Annotated in this window: 19 protein-coding genes and 1 pseudogene; 14 read left to right on the forward strand and 6 right to left on the reverse strand. The window is 72.7% G+C overall.

Annotated elements, in window-relative coordinates; all coding sequences use genetic code 11:
* Positions 1 to 59: 59 nt before the first annotated feature.
* Positions 60 to 902: a PIG-L deacetylase family protein gene (locus QSK26_RS36955; protein WP_285780001.1), complete on the reverse strand. Its 843-nt coding sequence runs from the start codon at positions 900 to 902 to the stop codon at positions 60 to 62.
* A gap of 74 nt (positions 903 to 976) precedes the next feature.
* Here QSK26_RS36955 and QSK26_RS36960 point away from each other — a divergent pair, with 74 nt between their 5' ends.
* A complete protein-coding gene (locus tag QSK26_RS36960; RefSeq protein WP_285780002.1) occupies positions 977 to 2,116 on the forward strand; it encodes a glycosyltransferase family 4 protein in 1,140 nt (379 codons plus the stop codon).
* Here QSK26_RS36960 and QSK26_RS36965 read toward each other — a convergent pair.
* Together QSK26_RS36965 and QSK26_RS36970 are read right to left on the reverse strand one after the other, a co-directional pair.
* Positions 2,092 to 3,633, reverse strand: coding sequence for a DUF2079 domain-containing protein (locus QSK26_RS36965; RefSeq protein WP_285780003.1), 1,542 nt, complete (start codon positions 3,631 to 3,633; stop codon positions 2,092 to 2,094). The genes QSK26_RS36960 and QSK26_RS36965 overlap by 25 nt on opposite strands.
* A gap of 548 nt (positions 3,634 to 4,181) precedes the next feature.
* On the reverse strand, positions 4,182 to 4,652 hold the full coding sequence (locus QSK26_RS36970) for a DUF8711 family protein (protein ID WP_285780004.1): 471 nt from the start codon (positions 4,650 to 4,652) through the stop codon (positions 4,182 to 4,184).
* A gap of 195 nt (positions 4,653 to 4,847) precedes the next feature.
* On the opposite strand from QSK26_RS36970, the gene QSK26_RS36975 reads away from it, so the two are divergent.
* Positions 4,848 to 6,188, forward strand: coding sequence for an APC family permease (locus QSK26_RS36975; RefSeq protein WP_285780005.1), 1,341 nt, complete (start codon positions 4,848 to 4,850; stop codon positions 6,186 to 6,188).
* A 79-nt stretch (positions 6,189 to 6,267) separates the two neighbouring features.
* A complete protein-coding gene (locus QSK26_RS42020) occupies positions 6,268 to 8,670 on the forward strand; it encodes a GH1 family beta-glucosidase (protein WP_352244470.1) in 2,403 nt (800 codons plus the stop codon).
* A gap of 284 nt (positions 8,671 to 8,954) precedes the next feature.
* On the opposite strand, the gene QSK26_RS36990 is transcribed toward QSK26_RS42020, so the two are convergent.
* Positions 8,955 to 9,248, reverse strand: coding sequence for a hypothetical protein (locus tag QSK26_RS36990; RefSeq protein WP_285780006.1), 294 nt, complete (start codon positions 9,246 to 9,248; stop codon positions 8,955 to 8,957).
* A gap of 243 nt (positions 9,249 to 9,491) precedes the next feature.
* Here QSK26_RS36990 and QSK26_RS36995 point away from each other — a divergent pair, with 243 nt between their 5' ends.
* From QSK26_RS36995 to QSK26_RS42025, 9 genes and pseudogenes are all read left to right on the forward strand, one after another.
* Complete coding sequence (locus QSK26_RS36995; protein WP_285780007.1) at positions 9,492 to 11,024, forward strand: NsdA family TPR-like regulatory protein; 1,533 nt, start codon at positions 9,492 to 9,494, stop codon at positions 11,022 to 11,024.
* Positions 11,021 to 11,917: an aminoglycoside phosphotransferase family protein gene (locus QSK26_RS37000; RefSeq protein ID WP_285780008.1), complete on the forward strand. Its 897-nt coding sequence runs from the start codon at positions 11,021 to 11,023 to the stop codon at positions 11,915 to 11,917. Before QSK26_RS36995 ends, QSK26_RS37000 begins: the two co-directional genes overlap by 4 nt.
* A gap of 33 nt (positions 11,918 to 11,950) precedes the next feature.
* Positions 11,951 to 12,718 (forward strand): IclR family transcriptional regulator, encoded by a 768-nt coding sequence (locus QSK26_RS37005; protein ID WP_285780009.1) that lies wholly within the window; start codon positions 11,951 to 11,953, stop codon positions 12,716 to 12,718.
* Between the two features lie 120 nt (positions 12,719 to 12,838).
* Positions 12,839 to 13,996 (forward strand): 4-hydroxybenzoate 3-monooxygenase, encoded by a 1,158-nt coding sequence (locus QSK26_RS37010; RefSeq protein WP_285780010.1) that lies wholly within the window; start codon positions 12,839 to 12,841, stop codon positions 13,994 to 13,996.
* Entirely contained in the window at positions 13,993 to 14,742 is a 750-nt protein-coding gene (locus tag QSK26_RS37015) for a CoA transferase subunit A (RefSeq protein ID WP_285780011.1), read from the forward strand. The genes QSK26_RS37010 and QSK26_RS37015 overlap by 4 nt, the downstream gene beginning before the upstream one ends.
* The gene (locus QSK26_RS37020; protein ID WP_285780012.1) at positions 14,726 to 15,361 is read left to right on the forward strand and encodes a 3-oxoacid CoA-transferase subunit B; all 636 of its coding nucleotides are present in this window, start codon (positions 14,726 to 14,728) and stop codon (positions 15,359 to 15,361) included. The genes QSK26_RS37015 and QSK26_RS37020 overlap by 17 nt, the downstream gene beginning before the upstream one ends.
* Positions 15,351 to 16,019: a protocatechuate 3,4-dioxygenase subunit beta gene (gene pcaH, locus QSK26_RS37025; protein WP_285780013.1), complete on the forward strand. Its 669-nt coding sequence runs from the start codon at positions 15,351 to 15,353 to the stop codon at positions 16,017 to 16,019. The genes QSK26_RS37020 and pcaH overlap by 11 nt, the downstream gene beginning before the upstream one ends.
* Entirely contained in the window at positions 16,019 to 16,468 is a 450-nt protein-coding gene (locus tag QSK26_RS37030) for a peptidase associated/transthyretin-like domain-containing protein (protein ID WP_285780014.1), read from the forward strand. Before pcaH ends, QSK26_RS37030 begins: the two co-directional genes overlap by 1 nt.
* Before the next feature lie 269 nt (positions 16,469 to 16,737).
* Positions 16,738 to 17,190 (forward strand): annotated as a pseudogene (locus tag QSK26_RS42025) (DUF998 domain-containing protein); the annotation flags it as partial.
* A gap of 84 nt (positions 17,191 to 17,274) precedes the next feature.
* On the opposite strand, the gene QSK26_RS37040 reads toward QSK26_RS42025, so the two are convergent.
* Complete coding sequence (locus QSK26_RS37040; RefSeq protein WP_285780016.1) at positions 17,275 to 18,204, reverse strand: nucleoside hydrolase; 930 nt, start codon at positions 18,202 to 18,204, stop codon at positions 17,275 to 17,277.
* 102 nt (positions 18,205 to 18,306) lie between these two features.
* On the opposite strand from QSK26_RS37040, the gene QSK26_RS37045 reads away from it, so the two are divergent.
* Entirely contained in the window at positions 18,307 to 19,281 is a 975-nt protein-coding gene (locus QSK26_RS37045; RefSeq protein ID WP_285780017.1) for a phosphotriesterase family protein, read from the forward strand.
* A 60-nt stretch (positions 19,282 to 19,341) separates the two neighbouring features.
* On the opposite strand, the gene QSK26_RS37050 is transcribed toward QSK26_RS37045, so the two are convergent.
* Entirely contained in the window at positions 19,342 to 20,001 is a 660-nt protein-coding gene (locus QSK26_RS37050; RefSeq protein ID WP_285780018.1) for an alpha/beta hydrolase, read from the reverse strand.
* Positions 20,002 to 20,349: 348 nt separating this feature from the next.
* On the opposite strand from QSK26_RS37050, the gene QSK26_RS37055 reads away from it, so the two are divergent.
* On the forward strand, positions 20,350 to 20,730 hold the full coding sequence (locus QSK26_RS37055) for a hypothetical protein (protein WP_285780019.1): 381 nt from the start codon (positions 20,350 to 20,352) through the stop codon (positions 20,728 to 20,730).
* Positions 20,731 to 20,820 lie beyond the last annotated feature (90 nt).

Consider the following 20,820-nt stretch of genomic DNA (forward strand, 5'->3'; position numbering starts at 1 on the left):
CGTGGGGCGGCGCTCTCTCCTCCTCAGGGAGGAGACCGCCCCTACGGGAGGCTCCCTGGTCATCGCTGATCTGGTCCGGGGTCCGTGCCGGGAGGGGGCGCGGGGTCGAAGGGGTGCTTGAGGCGGGTGCCGAGGGGGAGGTCGCGCCGGACGTACCACTCGGTGCCGAAGACCAGCCGGTAGAGCGGGGCCGGGATCTTCAGGAAGACGCCCAGGGTGCGCACGTCGGCGCCGGTGGCCTGGGTGGCGTGGGCGGCCATGCTGGCGCGTTTCTGCCGGATGTGACGGCGCACGTTCACCCGGTGGGTGATGAGCTCGTCGGGGGAGTAGGCGCGCTCGAAGGTGCGCGGGTCGAACTCCGGCGGGAACCGGTAGAACCGGCCGGCCAGCCGCAAAGCCTTGAGCAGCGGATCCCGGTTGACCGTCGCCTCCAGCACGATGCCGGTCCCGGCGATCTCCGCCGCCCGCCTGCCGACCCTGTGCACCTGGACGTGGTCGGGATGTCCGTAGCCGCCCGCCGGATCGTAGATCGTCAGCAGGTCGGCGCTCTCCTCCTTCAGCAGCCCGGCGAGCCGCTGGGCGGCCTCCTCGGTGTCGCAGTCGATGAACGCGTTGGCCGGCCGGTCGTCGGCGATTCCGCCGGCGGAGCTCAGCCCGGAGTCGGCGTAGCCCAGCCGCACCACCCGCGCGCACCCGAGCAGCGCCGCCGATTTGTACACCTCCGTCATCCGGGCCTCGCCGAGCTCCTCGCCGGGGGCGAGGTCGGCCTGCCCCCGCTCGCCCGCCGTCGCGACCACGAGCACGACCCGATGGCCCTGGGCCGCGAGCATCGCCATCGTCCCCGCCGTGAGCAGGGCTTCGTCGTCCGGATGGGCGTGGAAGAAAACCGCTGTCCTCGACACGGTGTCCATTGTCTCAGGGTCGCCGTTCAGGATGCGTGCCGGAGCGGGCGCGGCGAACCCCATAAGCTGGATCGGTGAGAATCCTCCACATCAGCGACTGCTATTTGCCACGCCTGGGGGGTATCGAGGTACAGGTCGCCGACCTGGTGGCGATGCAGACACGGGCGGGGCACGAGGTGGAGGTCGCCACCGCGACGCCGGGCGAGGCGATCGCCGGGGTGCACAGGATCGTGGCGCGGATGCCGTTCGACCTGCCGGTGCACCCGTTCGGCGTGGGGCACCTGCTGCGGCTCATGGCGGAGCGGCGGCCCGACGTGGTGCACGTGCACGCGGGCGCGGTCTCGCCGTTCGCCTGGATGGGGGCGCGGGCCGCGGCCAGGCTGGGGCTGCCGCTGGTGGTGACCGTGCACAGCATGTGGGATCCGGTCACCCGGGCCGTGTACCGCGCGCTGCGCGAGGGCTACGGGTGGCGGAGCTGGGGGCTGGTGGGCACCGCGGTCAGCGAGGCGGCCGCGCGCCCGATCCGCCGCATCGCCGGTCGCGGCGTCCCGGTGCGGGTGGTGTCCAACGGCCTGGACATCTCGGGCTGGCGGCCCTCGGGCGACCCGCGGCGGGCGCCTGCGGACGAGCCGGTGCACGTGGTGGCGGTGGGCAGGCTGGCCCCGCGCAAGCAGCCGGTGCGGCTGCTGAGGATGCTCAGGGCGGCGGGCGGGCGGGCGCGGCTGCGCGTCACGATCGTCGGCGACGGCCCGGCGCGCGCGTCCATGGAGCGTTATCTGGGCAGGCACGGCATGACCGGCTGGGTGTCGATGCCCGGCAGGTACGACCGGGAGCGGATCCGCGCGCTGCTCGGCGAGGCGGACGTCTTCGTCGCCCCCGCGCCGCGCGAGTCGTTCGGGCTCGCCGCGCTGGAGGCCCGTTCGGCCGGGGTGCCGGTGGTGGCCAGGTCGCAGAGCGGCGTCGCCGACTTCGTCCGGCCGGGCAAGGAGGGCCTGCTCGGCCGCAGCTTCGGCGAGCTGGTGGCGGCCCTGGTACGGCTGGCCCGCGACCGCGAACTGCGGGAGCGGATCGCCCTGCACAACCGGGACACCGAGCCGGTGAGCTGCACCTGGCCCGCCGTGCTCGAAGGCTTCGACGCCTGCTACGACCTGGCCCGCAGCCGTGCCGCCGGCCGTGCCGGGCGGCGCCGTCAGGGCCGCCGCAGCACCACGTAGCCCTCGCGGTCGAAGACCACCCGGTAGCCCGAGGAGATCAGCTCGGCCACCCGCCTCCGCTGCTCGTCCACCGTGCCGAAGGGGAACTGCCAGCCGGTGACGTCGGCCACCACCCACGGCGCGCTGCGCGTCTTCAGATCCCAGAGCAGCACGGTGGTGCGCCCGGACAGGTTCGGCCCGAGCGAGTTGGCCGCCTCCACGACGACTCCGGAGGGCACCTTCGCGACGGCCAGCGCGGCGGCGGTGGCGCGGGCGTCGCGCTGGTAGAAGGTGGGATGCAGGAGCTGGTCGAGGGCGAACCGCGGGACCAGCGTGATCGCCACGACGCAGACGGCCACCGCCCAGGTGAGGACGAGTCCCCGGTCGCCGCCGCGGCCGAGCCGGGTGAGGAGCCGGTTCAGCCCGTCCACCCCGGCGAGCAGCAGGATGACGACGGTGAAGGCGCTGTGGTGGAAGTCGGTGACCCACCAGTGCTGCCGGTCCGACAGCATGCGTTCCAGCAGGTGCGGCACCGCCATCAGGGTGAGCGGGGAGCGCAGGCACAGCAGCAGCGTCGGCCACACCATGACCGCCATGGTGTCGATCTTGTCTTCCGGCGTGAGCAGGGTGCGGATCACCAGCAGGGGATCGGTGACCATCGTCCTGGCGACCCCGCCGAAGTCGGCGCCGAGCTGGTTGTAGGCCCAGTACATGTCCGGGTCGCCGCCGACGGCCGGGATCAGGAAGCCGCGTACGAGCATGGTGTAGCCGAGTCCGAGGAGCGCGAAGCTGACGCCTTCCAGCCGCCGCCCGATGAGGAACGCGTAGGCGCCGAAGCCCGCCACCAGCAGGCCCATGTCCTCCTTCACCAGGAGCAGCAGCAGGGCTGCCGCCGCGCAGGTGCGCAGCCTGCCCGCCTGGTAGCGTTCGATCATGATCGCGATGAGCGGGGGCGCGAAGGCGACCTCGTGGAAGTCGAAGTTCGCCGCCTGCGCGAGCGGCCAGGACAGCGCGTAGGCGATCGCGACCAGATAGGCGGGACGGGTGCCCAGGACCCGCCGGGTGAACGTCCACACGAACGGGATCGCCAGCGCGAAGAGCACCGCCTGCGCCACGATCAGGGTCCCCGGCCCGTCGTGGATCCAGTAGAACGGCGCGAGCAGCGCGAGGATCGGCGAGAAGTGCTCGCCGAGCTGCACGAACTGCATGCCCTGGTCGAGGCTGACCCCGCGCGCGGCACTCGTCGGCGCCCCGAAGCGGGCGAAGCCGCGCACCGCCTGGTCGAAGATCACCAGGTCGAAGGAGGTGGCCCGGAAGGTGTGCAGCCGGACCAGGCCGAGCGTGGCCAGCACCCCCGCGGTCACGCCCGTGAGCGCGGCGAGCCGGTACCCGTCCTTCGGCACCCGCTCCGCCGTGGCTCTCAGCCGGGTCCAGGCGGTCCGTTCCGTGGTGTCGTCGCCCGGCTCGGGGGCGGCGGGGTCGTCGCCGGACGCGCCGTCCGGAAGGTCGGCGTCGCTGGCGATCTGCTGGCCGGTCACGGCGCACAGATTAGGCGATGATCAGTAGATGTCGCAGTATGCCGGTGGATGGGGGTTCGTGCGCGCTTCGCGACGCCGGTCACACGGCGTGACCGCGGCGGGGGTTTCGGGGGTCACCTCGGCGGGTGCGCCCCCGGCGGAACGGGGGTGGCCCGGGTGTCGAGGCCGGGGGCGGGCCGGACGGGGGAGAGCACGGAGAAGCCGTGCGCGGCCGTCCCCACGACGGCCGCGCACGGCTGCTTCCTCGCCCGTTCCCCGGTAGGGCGGGCGCCCCCACGCGTCCCTCACCGCCCTACCGGAAACCCGCTGTACGGCGACCCGCGCCCCGTCCGCACGACGACGCTCCGGCACCCCGGATCGGTCGGCGGCGCGGGCGTTCGTACGACGACGGTCCGGCACTCCGGATCGGTCGGCGGCGCGGGCGTTCGTACGACGACGGTCCGGCACTCCGGATCGGTCGGCGGCGCGGGCGTTCGTACGACGACGGTCCGGCACTCCAGATCGGCCGGCGGCGCGGGCGTTCGTACGGCGGTGGTGTGGCGCGTCGATCAGCCGGCGGCGCAGGCGTTGCCGAGCTTCGTGGTGGCGCTCTGCGAGGCGGTGGCCAGCTCGCCCAGCTTCGCGGCGAGCGCCGCCGGGTCGGACGCGTCGATCTTCAACCCGCCGAACGTGGTGGACAGCTCGGTGAGGGCGGAGCCCACGTCACCCTCCGCCTTGCCGGCCAGGTCGTTGAGCTTGCCGGTCAGGTCGTCGATGGACTTGTTGTAGCTGTCCGGGTCCCCCGCGGAGGCGGTGACCTGGGAGCTCCAGTCCGTGATGATCTTCGTGGCCTCCTGGCAGGCGGCGGCGCCGCCCACGGCCGCGGCGCCGCCCGCGTCGGAGGTCCCGCTGGTGGCGCTGGTGGCGGCGGTCCCGCCGGTGGCGCCGGTCTCGGTCCCGCCGCAGGCCGCGGTCATGACGATGAGGGCGGCGGAGGCCAGGGTGACCCCGAAGGTACGGCGGGAGAGGACGCTGAACATGGATATGCCTTCCGAAATGGACAATTGACCAGCCTCAGCCAGAAAACCATTGTTCATGGCACTTGAGGCTTGGGTGATCTTTGCGACGAATGACACTGTAGTGATTCGCGCTTGCGGATCGCTTACATTGCGCCAACACGTGATGTGAACGTCGCTCAGGGTGATCGTGCGTGTGCGACGGGTTAAGGTCTCGGTATGGCTGACACGGTGGCGCGGGCGCACGAGGAGCGGCAGACCTCGCTCAAGCGGGTGATCGGGCGGCGGGTGCTGCTGCTGTTCGTGATCGGGGACATCCTCGGCGCGGGCATATACGCCCTGGTCGGCAGGGTCGCCGGGCACGTGGGCGGCGCGCTTTGGCTGCCCTTTCTGGTGGCGTTCGTGCTCGCGGCGCTGACCGCGACGGCCTATGCGGAGCTGGTGGGCAAATATCCGCAGGCGGCGGGCGCGGCGCTTTACGCCAACAAGGCGTTCGCCATTCCGTTCGTCACTTTCATCGTGGCATTCGCCGTGATGATGAGCGGTATCACCTCGGCGAGCGCCTCGGCCCGCGCCTTCGGCGGCGACTATCTCGCCGAGTTCGTCTCGATACCCACGGTCGCCGGCGCGCTGATCTTCCTGGCCCTGGTGACGCTGGTCAACTTCGCCGGCATCTCCGAGTCGGTCCGGATCAACGTGGTGCTCACGCTGGTCGAGGCGTTCGGGCTGGTCGTCGTCATCGCGATCGGCGTCTACGCGCTGGTGACCGGCGACGGCGAGCCGGGCAGGGCGCTGGAGTTCCACCCGGCCAACGGGGCCCTGCTGGGCGTGCTCGGCGGCACCGCGCTGGCCTTCTACGCGCTGCTCGGCTTCGAGGACTCGGTCAACCTCGCCGAGGAGGCCAAGAACCCGGAGCGCGACTTCCCGCGGGCGCTGTTCGGCGGCCTGCTCGTCGCCGCGGTCATCTACATGTCGGTGGCCTTCACCGCCACGACGCTGGTGGACGCCACGACGCTGGCGACCTCCGACGGGCCGCTGCTCGAAGTGGTCAAGGTGGCCGGGCTGGCGTTCCCGCCCAAGGCGTTCGCCCTGATCGCGCTGCTCGCGGTGGGCAACACCGCCCTGATCAACATGCTGATGGCCTCCCGCCTCGTGTACGGCATGGCGCGCGAGCGCATCGTCCCCGCGGTCTTCGCCAAGGTGCACCCGACCCGGCGGACCCCCTGGGCGGCGATCCTGTTCACCGTGGGCGTCGCCGTCGTGCTGGTGGTCACCGGCGACGTCGGCGTCCTGGCGGACACCACCGTGCTCCTGCTGCTGTGCGTCTTCACCCTGGTCAACGTCGCGGTCCTGGTCCTGCGCAGGGACCCGGTGGAGCACCCGCACTACCGGGCGCCCACCTGGGCCCCGGCGCTCGGCGCGGTGGCCTGCCTGCTGCTCGCGCTGCCGATCACCGGCCGCGACGGCCTGGTCTACCTGCGGGCCGGGATCCTGCTGGCGATCGGGGTGCTGCTCTGGTTCGTCAACCGGCTGGCGACCGGCGGCGGGCAGGGCCGCTGACGGCGGTCCACGCCCCCGGCCGTCCGGCTTGATCGGGTTATGCTCGGGACCTGATCGCCTACGGGGAGTGGCTGACGGCATGACCACAGCGGCCTTGGGAGGGCGGGGCGGAGCCCTGGTCTTCCCTGAAACTTTCGTGTGGGGCTCCGGCACGTCCGCCTACCAGATCGAGGGGGCGGTGGCGGAGGACGGCCGGGGGCCGTCCATCTGGGACACGTTCGCGCACACGCCGGGGCGGATCGCCGACGGGAGCAACGGCGACACGGCGTGCGACCACTACCACCGGCGCACCGAGGACGTCCGGCTGATGCGCGACCTCGGCCTCCAGGCATACCGGCTGTCGGTGGCGTGGCCCCGGGTGCAGCCCGACGGCGCCGGCGCCCCCAACGTCAAGGGCCTGGACTTCTACGAGCGGCTGGTCGACGAGCTGCTCCAGGCGGGGATCGCCCCTTACGTCACCCTCTACCACTGGGATCTGCCCCAGGCGCTGGAGGACCGGGGCGGCTGGACGAGCAGGGACACCGCCCACCGGTTCGCCGACTTCGCGCGGATCGTGCACGGGCGGCTGGGCGACCGCGTGCACACCTGGCTGACGATCAACGAGCCGTGGGTGGCGGCGTTCCTCGGCTACGGGATCGGCCTGCACGCGCCGGGCCGGAGCTCGGCGGCGGACGCGTTCCGGGCCGCCCACCACCTGCTGCTCGCGCACGGGCTCGGCGCCCAGGCGCTGCGCGCGGGCGGCGCGGGGAAGGTCGGCCTCGCGCTCAACCTGGCCCCGGTCGTCACCCCCGCCCAGGTGGGCGACCCGGGCGCGGCGCTCTCCGCGGCGGACGCCGAGGCGGTGGACCGGATCGACTGCCTGCTGAACCGGCAGTTCCTCGACCCGGTGCTGCGCGGCGGCTACCCGGACCGGGTGCTGTCGATCGTGGAGCGGACCTGCGGGCTCGGCCACGTGCGCGACGGCGACGCGGGCGTCGTCCACCAGCCGATCGACGTGCTCGGCATCAACTACTACATGCCCACCGTCGTACGCGCCCAGCCGGGCGAGCCGGCCGACGTCGCCTTCCCCGGCAGCGACGGCGTCCTGTTCAGCGGCGCCAACGCGGCGACGACCGCCTCCGGCTGGCCGATCATGCCGAACGGCCTGTCCCTGCTGCTGCGCCGGCTGTCCGCCGACCATCCCCGCGTCGAGCTGATCGTGACGGAGAACGGCGCGGCCTTCGCCGACGTCGTGACCGGCGACGGCATCCACGACGCCGACCGGATCGCCTTCCTCGGCGAGCACCTGCGCACGGTGCACGACGCCATCGAGCACGGCGTCCGGGTCGGCGGCTACTTCGTCTGGTCGCTGCTGGACAGCTTCGAGTGGTCCGAGGGCTACCGGCACACGTTCGGCATCGTGCACGTCGACCCGGTCTCCGGGCACCGCCGGATCAAGGACAGCGGGCTGTGGTACCGCGACGTCATCCGGCGCGGCGGCCTCTACCGCGACACCCCCCGGCGGCCCACCCTGGAGACCGTCGCCATGCGGGCGGGCACGTCCAGGGCCACGGTGTCCCGCGTGATCAACGGGGAGTCCTCGGTCAGCCGGGAGTTGCGAGCCGCCGTGCTCCAGGCGGTGGACGAGCTGGGATACGTGCCGAACTCGGCGGCCCGCAGCCTGGCCACCCGGCGTTCCGACACCGTCGCGCTGGTCCTCGCCGAGGCCGGTCGGCCGGGTGACGAGCTCCTGTCGGTGGTGGTCCGCCAGGTGGGCGAGGTGTTGCAGGCGGCGGGCGTACGGCTCACGCTCATGCTGGCCGACTCGGCGGCGAGCCACCGGCACATCGCGACCGAGGCCGAGGCGCGGCACGTCGACGGGATCCTCCTCGTGCCGGGCCGGCACACCGACCCGCTGATGGAGCGCCTGGCCCGCACCGGGGTCCCGATCGCCACCCTGGGCCGGCACGCCATGCCCTCCCTCACCCCCTACGTCGGCGTGGACAACGCGGCGGGCGCCGCGCTCGCCACCCGGCACCTCCTCGACCGGGGCCGCCGCCGCGTCGCCATGATCTGCGGCCCGATGGACCTGCTCGCCGTGCGGGACCGGCTCGCCGGCTACCGCGACACGCTGGCCGCCGCCGGGCATCGGCCGCTGCTCGCCGCCGGCGACTTCAGCCGCCGCTCGGGCGAGGAGGCCGCCGCCCGGCTGCTGACCGACGACCCCGGCGTGGACGCGGTCTTCGCGGCCGGTGACCAGATGGCCATCGGCGCCCTGCGCGGCCTGCGCGCGGCCGGCCGCCGGGTCCCCGACGACGTGGCGCTCGCCGGGTTCGACGACATCGAGGCCGCCTCCTGGACCACCCCGGCCCTGACCACCGTGCACAACCCGGTCGCCGAGCAGGCCGCCGCCCTGGCCCGCCTGCTCGTCTCCCGGCTGGAGGGCCGGCACACCACGTCCGTCCTCCTGCCGCCCCGCCTGGTGGTCCGCGAGTCCTCCTAGCGGCCGCGCGGTCCCCGTCGGCTCCCAGGGGTCGCCGCGCGGCGAACAGCCCCGGTAGGAGAGTGGGAGCCCTATACGGCCTGGACGCCGCTCAGAAGGGCAGCAGGCGACCCGACGGGGTGCGCAGGTCGAGCGGCGGTTTCGGCGTGGAGCGGGGTGGCCGGGTGGTGATCCGGATCCGTTTCACAGTCCCAATCCTCCTCACCGGGGGGATACTTCTTCGCTACCCAGGGTGATGCTTCTCATGTGTACGGCCCGGCCCACGGGACGCCGGGCCGTACCGGCTAGCGGCGGATCACGTGCAGGACGCTCGCGATCCGCTCGGCGGCGGTGGCGATGTCCTCGGCCTGGCCGATGCGGCCGGCCCAGGACAGCCAGAACCACCATTCGCCGTCGTCCTCGTGCGCGGCGAACACATCCTCCGTACGGGCCGGAGCCATCGGGTTGATCACGTGCAGCCTCGGGAACAGGCCGGTGCGGGATTTGAGCTCCACCTGGAAGGCGTGCGCCTCCAGCTGGAAGGCCAGCCGCTGCAGATGGTCTACCGCCTCCGTCACTGCGTGGCTGTCTGCCCTCATGCTGATCACTCCTGCCGGGCACGAGCGGTTGGGTCCATTGCAGGGTGCGGTCTGGGCGGGCGGACCGGCAATCGTCGTCGAGACGCGGGTTACGAGAACTTGATGGGAAATCGGTTTGGATTCCGTGGATTTTGCGCGATTCTGGGGATGATTGGGCACAGGACCGTTTATCGCAAAGTGCATGGCGGTTAACCTGTGCGAAACATGAGGACGTGGGGGCCCTAGACGCGGAGGGGCGGGCGGATGGCCCGAGGCGAGCACTCACCGGCCTGCGCACGACGCTGGCGACAGCAGGCCGAGGCGCGGCAATGGAGTCTGTGGCAGACAATCCAGGCGATTCACGGCTGCTGCGGTGTCAGTCTACTCAAAGCGCATCGACTTGGTAGGGGGTGGTCGGCTCGGCAGGCGATCCAGGAGCTGGAGGATCTGTGCGCCCGTGAAGGGCTCGGCGAGCCGCGGGCGAGCATCGACCTGATCAACGCGTGGGAGAACAACCGGGCCAGGCCCCGGCCGCAGACGATCGACCTGCTCGCCAGGTTGTACCGTGCCAACGCCGTCCGGCTCGGGCTGGCCGCCGACTACTGCGACGAGTCCGAGGACGTCAAGGTGGTCGTCGTCCCGGCGCACGCGGACGGCCCGCCGCCGGTGCAGTCCCGGGCCTACCTGCAGACGCTGACGTTCCCGCCGGAGCCGCCCAGGCCGGTGCCGGCGTCCGTTTCGGCGTCCGCCCCCGTGGTGGACGACGACGCGGACCGGCGCGCGCTGTTCCACCAGGCGCTGCTCGGTCCCGGGCCGAGCATGAACGGCCGCATGCTCGCCGAGATCGAGCGCACCCGGCAGGACATGGACCGCACCCTCGCCGCCTCCACGGTCACGGAGGACCAGCTCGACCGGCTCGACGAGCAGGTCGTGCACTACCGCAGGGAGTACATCCACAGCGCCCCCGTGCCGATGCTCTACCGGCTCATGCTGGAGATCGCCGAGGTGCGCCGGCTCACCGCGGTCCGCCAGCCGGCCGCCTCCCAGCGCCGCCTGCTCAACGCCACGACCATGCTGGCCCTGCTGTCCGCCGACGCGCTGATGAAGCTCGGCGACACCCGCCAGGCGCACGCCTGGTACGGCACCGCCCGCGCGGCCTCCGACGACATGGGCGACGTGCGGCTGCGCGCCCTGGTCCGGGCCCAGCAGGCGATGCTGCCCTACTACTACGGCGACCTGGCGGAGACGGTCCGGCTGGCCCGGGAGGCGCGGATGCTGGCGGGGACGGCGCCGAGCTCCCCGGCGGCGCTGGGCGCGGCGGCCGAGGCGCGGGCGCTGGCCAGGCTGGGCGAGCACCAGGCGGCCAGGGCCGCGCTCGCCGAGGCCGAGCGGATCTTCTCACGCATGCCCAGGGAGGGCGCCGACCATCTGGCTTTCCGCTTCTCTGAGCGCCGCCTGCGTTTCTACCGCACGTGCACGCTGCTGGAGCTGGGCGAGACCGAGGAGGTGGAGTCTTGGGTGTCTGGGCCACAGGGGCCGTACACGATAGACCCGGCGCTGGTCATGCTGGACCAGGCGAGCCGGCTGGCCAGGGAAGGCGAGATCGAGGAGGCGTGCCGGCTGGCGGAGCAGGCGCTGCTCAACGTGCCGCCGGAGCATCGCACCTCGATCGTCATGATCAGGGCGAAGGCGCTGCTCGCGGCGGTGCCGCCCACGCAGCGCCGGCTCGCCCCGGTGCGGCACCTGAACTCCATGCTGGCGGAGGCCATGCCGCAGCTGGCGCTGGAGCGGCCGTGAAAGGCGGCCTCGCCGCCGAGGCCACCGGCATCCTGCTCGCCGTGTGCGACGAGCTCGGGCTGGACACCAGGGGGGCACACCTGCTGCGGGTGCGCAGCAACGCGGTCTTCAAGTTGCGCGGCGAGATCGTGGTGCGGATCGCCACCGCCCCGGACGCGCTGACCCGGCTGCCGGTGGTGCTCGCGGTGGCGCGCTGGCTGGCCGAGCGGGGGTTCCCCACGGTACGGCCGGCCGACGAGCTGTGCGACCACCCGGTGGTGCATTCGGGGCGGGTGGTCACCTTCTGGCGTTACGTCCCCGCCAGCGGCCGGCCCACCACGACGCAGCTCGGGCACATCCTGCGCGACCTGCACACGCTCCCGGTGCCGCCGTTCTCGCTCAAGCGCCTCGCCGACCCGCTCGCCGAGGTGCGCAGGGCGGTGGACCGGCCGTCCAGCGTGCTCACCCCCTGCCAGCGGGAGTGGCTACGCGAGCGCATCGACGAGCTGACCGAACGCTGGGAGGACCTGGAGGACGCCGGGCCGCCGGTGCTGCTGCACGGCGACGCCTGGATCGACAACCTGCTGCGCTGCACCGACGGGCACGTGGTGCTGTGCGACTGGGACGGCGTCGCGGTCGGCCCGCGCGAGTGGGACCTCGTGCACACCTACCACGGCCAGCGCCGGTTCGGCCTGTCCAAGGCCGACGTCGACGCCTTCGCCGCCGCCTACGGCCGCGACCTGAGGGCCTGGCCCGGCTACTCCACCCTGATGGAGATCAGGGACATGTACGCCGTGGGCATCCACATCCGCAACGCCTCGGGCGACCCCTTCTCCCGGCGGGAGCTGCCGCGCAGGCTCGACTCGCTGGCGAAGGGCGACGGTTCGGCGAGGTGGTACCTGGCGCCGGCGTAGCCGCCCGGGGGCGGTCGCGTAGGGTGAGGCGTCGTGAGCAAGAGCGTCGCGGCGAAGGTCGCCGAGGTCCTCAACGCCTTCCTGCCGGGCGACACCCGGCTGACGCTGACGGAGATCTGCCGTCGCGCCGGGCTGCCGCTCACCACCGGGCACCGCCTGGTCGGGCAGCTGACCTCGACCGGCATGCTGGAGCGGCTGCCCGAGGGCTCCTACCGGATCGGCGCCCGGCTGTGGCGGATCGGTGTCCAGGCGGCCGAGCCGCGTGAGCTGCGCGAGCTCGCCCTGCCCTACCTGGCCGAGCTCTACACGGCGACCAGGGACAACGTGCAGCTCGCGGTGCTGCGCGCCGACCGGGTGCTGTGCGTGGAGCGGCTGCGCGGGCCCACGTCGGTGCCCGTCGTGTCACGGGTCGGGGGCGAGCTGCCGCTGCACGCCACCGGGGTGGGCAAGGTGCTGCTCGCCTTCGCCGATCCCGAGACGGCCGAGCGGGTGCTCGCCGGGCCGCTGGCCGCGCACACCCCGCACACCGTCACCGATCCGGACCGGCTGCGGGCCGAGCTGACCGAGATCCGGCGCACCGGGCTGGCCCACACCCAGGAGGAGATGACGCTGGGCGCCTGCTCGTCGGCCGCGCCGGTGCGCGGGCGGGACGACCGGGTGGTCGCCGCGCTGTCGGTCACCGCCTGGCGGCACGGCGCCGACCTGAGGCGGCTCGATCCCGCCGTCCTGGAGGCGTCCAGGGACCTGTCCCGCGATCTCGCCGCCGCCTGGGAAGGTCTCGTCCAGGCGGCCTTCCACTGACTCGTCCTGGCGGCCTTCCACTGACTCGACCGGGAGCCTTCCACTGACTCGTCCAGGCGGTCTTCCGCTGAGCGGAAGGCTCCCTGTCGCACGGGTGATCCCACCCAGCATGCTCGTCTCATGCGAACACAGGTCGGGATCGTCGGCGCCGGCCCCGCCGGGCTCCTGCTGTCCCATCTGCTCCACCTGCGCGGCATCGACTCCGTGGTGCTGGAGTCGCGCAGCCGGGAGTACTGCGAGAGCAGGGTCCGGGCCGGGGTGCTGGAGCAGGGGACCGTCGACGTCCTCAACGACTCCGGCGTGGGGGAGCGGATGCGCCGCGAGGGCCTGCCGCACCACGGCATCGAGCTGAGGTACGGCGGAGCCGGGCACCGGATCGCCTTCGAGAAGCTGGTGCCCGGCCGGGCCATCACGGTCTACGGGCAGCAGGAGGTGGTCAAAGATCTGATCGCGGCGAGGCTGGCGGCCGGCGGTAAGATCATTTTCGACGTTCCCGACGTCGGGCTGCACGATCTCACCGGCTCGCCGTACCTCACCTTCCAGGACCAGACGCTCGAGTGCGACGTGATCGCCGGCTGCGACGGCTTCCACGGCGTGTCCCGGCCATCGATACCCGAGGGAGTGCTCTCCATATTCGAACGTGACTATCCCTTCGCCTGGCTGGGCGTCCTGGCCAGGGTCCGGCCCTCCGCGGAGGAGCTGATCTACGCGCGCGGCGACCGCGGGTTCGCGCTGCACAGCATGCGGTCGCCCGAGATCAGCCGGTTCTACCTCCAGGTGCCGCCGGACGAGCCGCTGGAGAACTGGCCGGACGAGCGCATCTGGGCCGAGCTCAAGGCCCGTCTGGAGACCGTGCCCGGCTTCACCCTGGCCACCGGGCCCATCCTGGAGAAGGGCGTCACGCCCATGCGCTCCTTCGTCGCCGAGCCGATGCAGTACGGCAGGCTGTACCTCGCCGGGGACGCCGCGCACATCGTGCCGCCCACCGGCGCCAAGGGCCTCAACCTCGCCGTGGCCGACGTGCGCGCGCTGACCGCCGCGCTCGGCCACTGGTACTCCACCGGCGAGACCGGGCCGCTCGACGACTACTCGCGGACCTGCCTGCGGCGGGTCTGGCGGGCGCAGCACTTCTCCTGGTGGATGACCACCCTGCTGCACCCCTTCGAGTCCGACGACGCCTACGGCGGGCGGCTCCAGACGTCCTACCTCGATTACGTGACCTCGTCCGAAGCGGCGGCGACCACGCTCGCCGAGAACTATGTGGGGATGCCGTGGTGAGCAAGGTGGCCGCGTCCGCGGCCGAGGCGGTGGCCGACGTCTTCGAGGGCGCCTCGATGGCGGTCGGCGGGTTCGGGCTGGTAGGAGTGCCGACGGTGCTCATCGACGCGCTGCACGCCCTCGGCGTCGGCGGGCTGAAGGTGGTGTCCAACAACTGCGGCGTGGACGGCGCGGGACTCGGCGTGCTCCTGGCGGCCGGCCGGATCGCCCGCGCCACCGGCTCCTTCATCGGCGAGAACAAGGAACTCGCCCGGCGCTACCTCGCCGGTGAGATCGAGGTGGAGCTGATCCCGCAGGGCACGCTCGCCGAACGGCTGCGCGCCGGCGGCTGCGGCATCCCGGCCTTCTACAGCCCGGCCGGCGTCGGCACCATGGTCGCCGAAGGCGGCCTGCCCTGGCGCTACAACGCCGACGGCAGCGTCGCCGTGGCCTCCCCGCCCCGGGAGACCCGCACCTTCGGCGGGCGCGAGTACGTCCTGGAGGAGAGCATCACCACCGACTTCGCGCTGGTCCGCGCCGCCAGGGGCGACCGGTACGGCAACCTCGTCTTCGCCAAGTCGGCCCGCAACTTCAACCCGCTCGCCGCCATGGCGGGCAAGGTCACCATCGCCGAGGTGGAGGAGCTCACCGAGCTGGACCCCGGCGAGGTGCACCTGCCCGGCATCTTCGTGCAGCGCGTGGTGCACGTCGGCCACGTGGACAAGCCCATCGAGAAGCGGAGGACGCGCGGTGCCCTGGACGCGTGAGGAGATCGCCGCCCGAGCGGCCGAGGAGCTGAGCCCCGGCGACTACGTCAACCTGGGCATCGGGCTGCCGACCCTGGTCGCCGGGCACGCCCCCGACGGGGTCTGGCTGCACTCGGAGAACGGCGTGCTCGGCGTCGGCCCCTATCCGGCCGAGGACGAGGTGGACCCGGACCTGGTCAACGCGGGCAAGGAGACCGTGACCGTGCTGCCGGGCGCCTCCTACTTCGACTCGTCGCTGTCCTTCGGCATGATCCGCGGCGGCCACGTCGACGTCGCGATCCTCGGCGCCATGCAGGTCTCCGCCCGCGGCGACCTGGCCAACTGGTCGGTCCCCGGCAAGCTCATCAAGGGCATGGGCGGGGCGATGGACCTGGTGCACGGCGCCCGCCGGGTGCTCGTGCTGATGGAGCACACCGCCAGGGACGGCAGCCCGAAGATCGTCAAGGAGTGCTCCCTCCCGCTCACCGGCGCCGCCTGCGTGCACCGCGTCATCACCGACCTCGGCGTGCTGGACGTGACGCCGAACGGCCTGGTCCTCGTCGAGACCGCGCCGGGCGTGACCGCAGACGAGCTCCGCGACGCCACCGAACCACCGATCGGAGGACCCGATGCCCGTTGACGACCCGCATCCGCCCTACCTGCACCCGGCCTACGGCAGCACGGTGCTGCGCGCGCCGTCCGAGCCGCTGCTGGCGCCCAAGCTCGACCCGGAGGCGGTCGAGCTGGTGGACCCGGTGTACGGCCACCAGCCGGTCGCCGAGCTGGACCACGACCTCACCCGGCAGCACGCCGGGGAGCCCCTCGGCGAGCGCATCATCGTGACCGGCCGGGTGCTGGACACCGGTGGCAGGCCGGTGCGCGGCGCGCTGGTCGAGGCGTGGCAGGCGAACGCCGCCGGCCGCTACGCGCACGACCTGGACCAGCACCCGGCGCCGCTCGACCCCAACTTCAGCGGCGCCGGCCGCTGCCTCACCGACGACGACGGCCGCTACCGCTTCGTCACGATCAAGCCGGGCGCCTACCCGTGGCGCAACCACCCCAACGCCTGGCGGCCCGCGCACATCCACTTCTCGGTCTTCGGCACGCAGTTCACCCAGCGCCTGATCACCCAGATGTACTTCCCCGGCGACCCGCTCTTCCCGTTCGACCCGATCATGCAGTCGGTGCGGGACCCGGAGGCGCGCGCCGCGCTGGTCGCCCGCTTCGACATCGACACCACCGTGCCCGAGTGGGCGCTCGGCTACCAGTGGGACATCGTGATCAGAGGGGAGGCGTGATGGCCCTCACGGTGACGCCGTCACAGACCATCGGCCCGTTCTTCGCGCACGCCCTGCCGTACGCGGAGGGGCCCTACGCGGTGCCGGCCGGCCACCCGGGCGCGATCGAGCTGCGCGGCACGGTGTACGACGGGGCCGGTGCGCCGGTGCCGGACGCGTTGCTGGAGATCTGCCTGCCGGGCGTGTTCGGCCGCTGCGCCACCGACGCGGCCGGCGGGTACCACTTCCGCACGGCCCGGCCGGACAGCTACATCCCGCTGCTCGTCTTCGCCCGCGGCCTGCTCAAGCCGCTGTGGACCCGCGTCTACCTGGACGACACCGATCCCTTCCTCGCCACGGTGCGGGAGGACCGCCGGGGCACCCTGGTCGCCGCGGCGCAGGACGACGGCTCCTACCGGTTCGACGTCCGGTTCCAGGGCGAGGGGGAGACGGTCTTCCTGGCCGTGTGAGCCTGCCGGTTCCCAGGGTGCCGACCCTGAGGGGGGCGGCCCTACCTCCGGGGTGATCCGGGCAGCTCACGGCCGGTGCCGGCGGCGCGTCCCCGGTGAGGTGCGCCCCACCTCACCGGGGTGCCGGTCAGGGGGCGGTCAGGGCGGCTTCCGGCCGATCTCCGATATCCCGGCGGGCCGCGTTCCTCCAGCTTGGAGGCATGGCAAGGCATGCACCTCAAGGGTTGGTCATCGGCGGGCTCGGAGCCGTGGCCACCGGCGCCGCGGCGATGGCCTGGTTGCACCTCCGGTCCGGTCTGGACCCGGTGCACGGGTTGATCAGCGAGTACGCGTTCACGCCGGAGGGCTGGCTGCTGCCGGCCTCGCTGACCCTCTTCGCGGCGGGCGCGGCGGCGTTCGCCGTCGCCCTGGCGCGGGCCGGCGCCGACCGGCGCATGGTGACGCTGATCGCCGTGTGGGGGTGCAGCATGCTGATGATCGGCGCGTTCCCGACCGACCGGCCGGGCGTCGCGCTGTCGATGTCCGGCGGCATCCACCGCTACGCCGCCTTCGTGGCCTTCCTCAGCATGCCGCCCGTCGGGCTCATGCTCGCCGCCAGGTCGGGCGGCCGGTGCGCCACGGCGCTGCGCGCGCTGAGTCTCACCGCGCTGGCCGCGCTGGCCGTGGTCGTCGTGCCCTACGCGCTGGATCTGCTCGGCACGCCGGGCGGCGTGGGCATCCCGCCGGGGCTGACCCAGCGCGTCGTGGTGGTCACCGAGGTCGGGGTGCTCGCCCTGCTGGGCCACACCCTGCTCGCCCCGGTACGGCTAGCCCAGGCGGTCCGCGAGGTCACGGTAGACGGCCAGCACGAGATCCCAGAAGCGGGGCACGTCCAGCTCCGTGGCCACCAGGGCGTTGGCGGCGCCCTTCGGGGCGAAGTCGGTGACGGTCATCCCGGCGGTGAAACGGCCGGCCGTCTCCACGTCCACCCGGGCGGGCACCAGGGTGTGCAGCGTCGGGTCGATCACGTGGGCGATCGCGCAGGCGTCGTAGATCGCCGGGCCGTCGGCGGCGGTCGCCAGCCCGTAGAACTCGACGGACGGCACCAGCAGGTCGCGGCCGAGCCTGCCCATCGCCCGCATCTCGTCCACGATCGCGGCCCTGGCCTGGGCGTGCCGGGCGGAGTCAAGGCCGATCATGGTCACCGTCCAGCCCGCGTCGAAGACGATCGAGGCGGCCTCCGGGTCCGCGCCGATGTTGAACTCGGCGGCAGGGGTGAGGTTTCCCCGGGTGTAGGCGCCGCCGAGGATGACCACGTCCTTGGCCCAGTGCACGATCCGGGGCTCCTTGCGCACCGCGAGCGCCACGTTGGTCAGCGGGCCGATCGCCACCAGGGTGATCTCACCGGGCTCGGCGGCGAGCGTGTCGACGAGGAAGTCCACCGCGTGCCCGCCGGCCACCGGTAGCACCGGGTCGGGCAGCCTGGCCGCGCCGAGCCCGGACTCGCCGTGCACCTCGGCGGCGTCCACCCGGGGGCGCAGCAGGGCGCCCGCGCTGCCCGCCGTGACCGGCACCCCGGTCATCCCGAGGAACTCGCGCAGCCGCAGGGCGTTGCCCGTGGTGCGCTCCAGCGCGACGTTGCCCCCGACGGTGGTGATCCCGGCGATCTCCACCTCGGGGCTGCCGTGCGCCAGCGCGATCGCCAGCGCGTCGTCGATGCCGGGGTCACAGTCGAGCACGATCTTCGTGGGGGTCACCTGGCCAGAATAGTTCCGGCCGGAAGTTACTCGGTCGTATCATGGGCAACCCGTCATGTCGTCATAGAACCGACCAGTCGGTATGAACGAGGAGGCCGCCGCATGCCGGTCGTGAGCACCGTCCGCGGACCCGTCGACGTCGAGGATCTCGGCCGGACACTCATGCACGAACACGTCTTCGTGCTGTCCACCGAGCACCTGCAGAACTACGGCGTCGACCGCTGGTGGGACGAGGAGGAGCGGGTCGCCGACGCGGTGACCAAGCTGCGCTCGCTGGCGGCCAAGGGCTTCGGGACGATCGTCGACCCGACCGTGTGGGGCCTCGGCCGGTACATCCCGCGCATCCAGCGCATCGCCGAGCAGGTGCCCGAGCTCAACATCATCGTCGCCACCGGCCTCTACACCTACGACGAGCTCCCGCACCAGTATGCGACCCGGGGCCCCGGCGCCCTGCTGGAGCTGCCCGAGCCCATGATCACCGACTTCGGCCGGGACATCGCCGACGGCATCGCCGACACCGGCGTCCACGCCGCCTTCCTCAAGTGCGTGGTCGAGACCAGGGGGCTCACCCCCGGCGTGGAGCGCGTCTGCCGTGCCGTGGCCCGCACGCACGCGGCCACCGGCGCCCCGATCACCGTGCACACCCACGCGCCCAGCCGGAGCGGCCTGCTCGCCCTCGACTTCTTCGCCAAGGAGGGCGTGGACCTCACCAAGGTCGTCATCGGGCACGCGGGCGACAGCAACGACCTCGACTATCTGATGCGGCTCGCCGACAGCGGCGCCGTCCTCGGCATGGACCGCTTCGGCCTGGACCTCTACAACCCCACCGCCCAGCGGGTCGAGACCGTCGCCGCGCTGTGCGCCAGGGGATACGCCGACCGGATGGTCCTCAGTCAGGACGCGTCGTGCTTCATCGACTGGTTCGGCGACTCCCACGAGCTCGTCGCGCAGCTCATGCCCAACTGGCGCCACGACCACATCGCGGACGACGTCCTCCCGGAGCTCCTGCGCCAGGGCGTCACCCAGGAGCAGATCGACCAGATGCTGGTCGGCAACCCCCGCCGCTACTTCTCCTGACCGCCCCGGCGGCGACGACCGGATGCGCCACGTGGCCGGGACCGCCCTGCCGCGCGACCGCTACCCGCGCGGATAGCGGGCCGGGAAGGTCACGGAGAGGAAGGCCCGCACGATCGCGGCGATGTCGTCCCTGCGCAGGTCGAGCCCGTGCCCGCCGTGCGTGATCAGCGTGTGCACCGGATGCCCGGTGGCGAGCAGGGCGGAGGACATCGCGGTGGTCTGGGTGACCGGCACCCGGTCGTCCTGCGCCCCGTGCACCAGCAGCACCGGCACGCCGCTGCCCACATGGGTGAGCGGCGTGGAGTCCACGGTGGCCGCGTCACCGGGCGCCGGAGGGTGGCCGATCAGGGACTCCCAGATGTCGTCATCCTTGCGTGCCTGCAACCAGTCGTCCGCCAGCGGGTCCACCGGCGGCCAGAACGCCATCACCGCGTCCACGTCGCCCGGCTCGTCGATGCCGCGCAGGCCCACGTGCAGCGCCAGGTGGGCGCCCGCCGAGTCGCCGGCGACGATCAGCGGGCGGCCGTGCGCCCGGGTCCGCGCCCGGCGGGTCGCCTCTCTGGCGTCCTCGAGCTGCGCGGGCCAGTGGGCCTCGTCCGTCAGCCGGTAGCTCCCTTCGAGGACGATCAGCCCGTGTTCCGCCAGCGCCCCGCCGTTCTCCGCCGAACGCCCCCGCCAGCCGCCGCCGTGCAACCACAAGACGAATGCGATGTCCTCCATGGGGCCCATCTTGCCCGGTCGGCCCCGTCCGCACGGCCACGACCCCCGAGGCCGGCTCCCTGGCAGACCGACCGGTAGCCGGTTCGGCGCTGAGCGGCGGTCGATCGGCACCGGCCGGCGAAGGTTCGTCCACGCCTCGGTAGATCCTGCGCAGGACGCCCGGCAGCCACCAAGACCGGCCCCTATAACGTGATAAAAGGGATGAAAGTTCAATATTTCGGACAGTCGTGAGGATCGTCACATCATGGGATGATTGGGAGTAAGCGGGACATAACGCTCGTTCACTCCTTACGTACCACACAGCACGCGAAAGCACTGAGAGAGCGTGCGTCAAGGGGGATACGAGCTATGAGCAAGATCACGCGAAGCCTGGCGACGGCGGCTGCGACCCTGGCGGTCGCGGGCGGACTCATCCTCTCGACGGGGGGCGCCGCCTCGGCGGCCACGAGCGGGGATTCCGCGAGGACCGGCACCGTGGCGGTGAGCACCACGACGGCGGCGCGTTACGGCACCGCGACCCTGCGCTGGGACGGGCAGCGGTGGTGGACCCGCGCCGACGTCCACAGCGCCTGGTACGGCGGCGACCACGGCGACCGCTACCGCTACGACGGCCACCACTTCTCCCGCTGGGACGGCGGCAGGTGGCGGGTCGTCTCGGCCGACTACGCCCGCCACCACCGCTTCGACCACCGGCACTTCGACCGGTACGACCACGGCTACCGGTACTGACCGGCCGGACCACGGCCACCAGGCGCCGGTCGGCACGAACCGGGCCGGCCCGGGACACCACCCGGGCCGGCCCGCGGCGTTCCGGGCGCG

The organism is Microtetraspora sp. NBRC 13810 (genome assembly GCF_030268685.1).
In the GTDB taxonomy this organism is placed as follows: domain Bacteria; phylum Actinomycetota; class Actinomycetes; order Streptosporangiales; family Streptosporangiaceae; genus BSRQ01.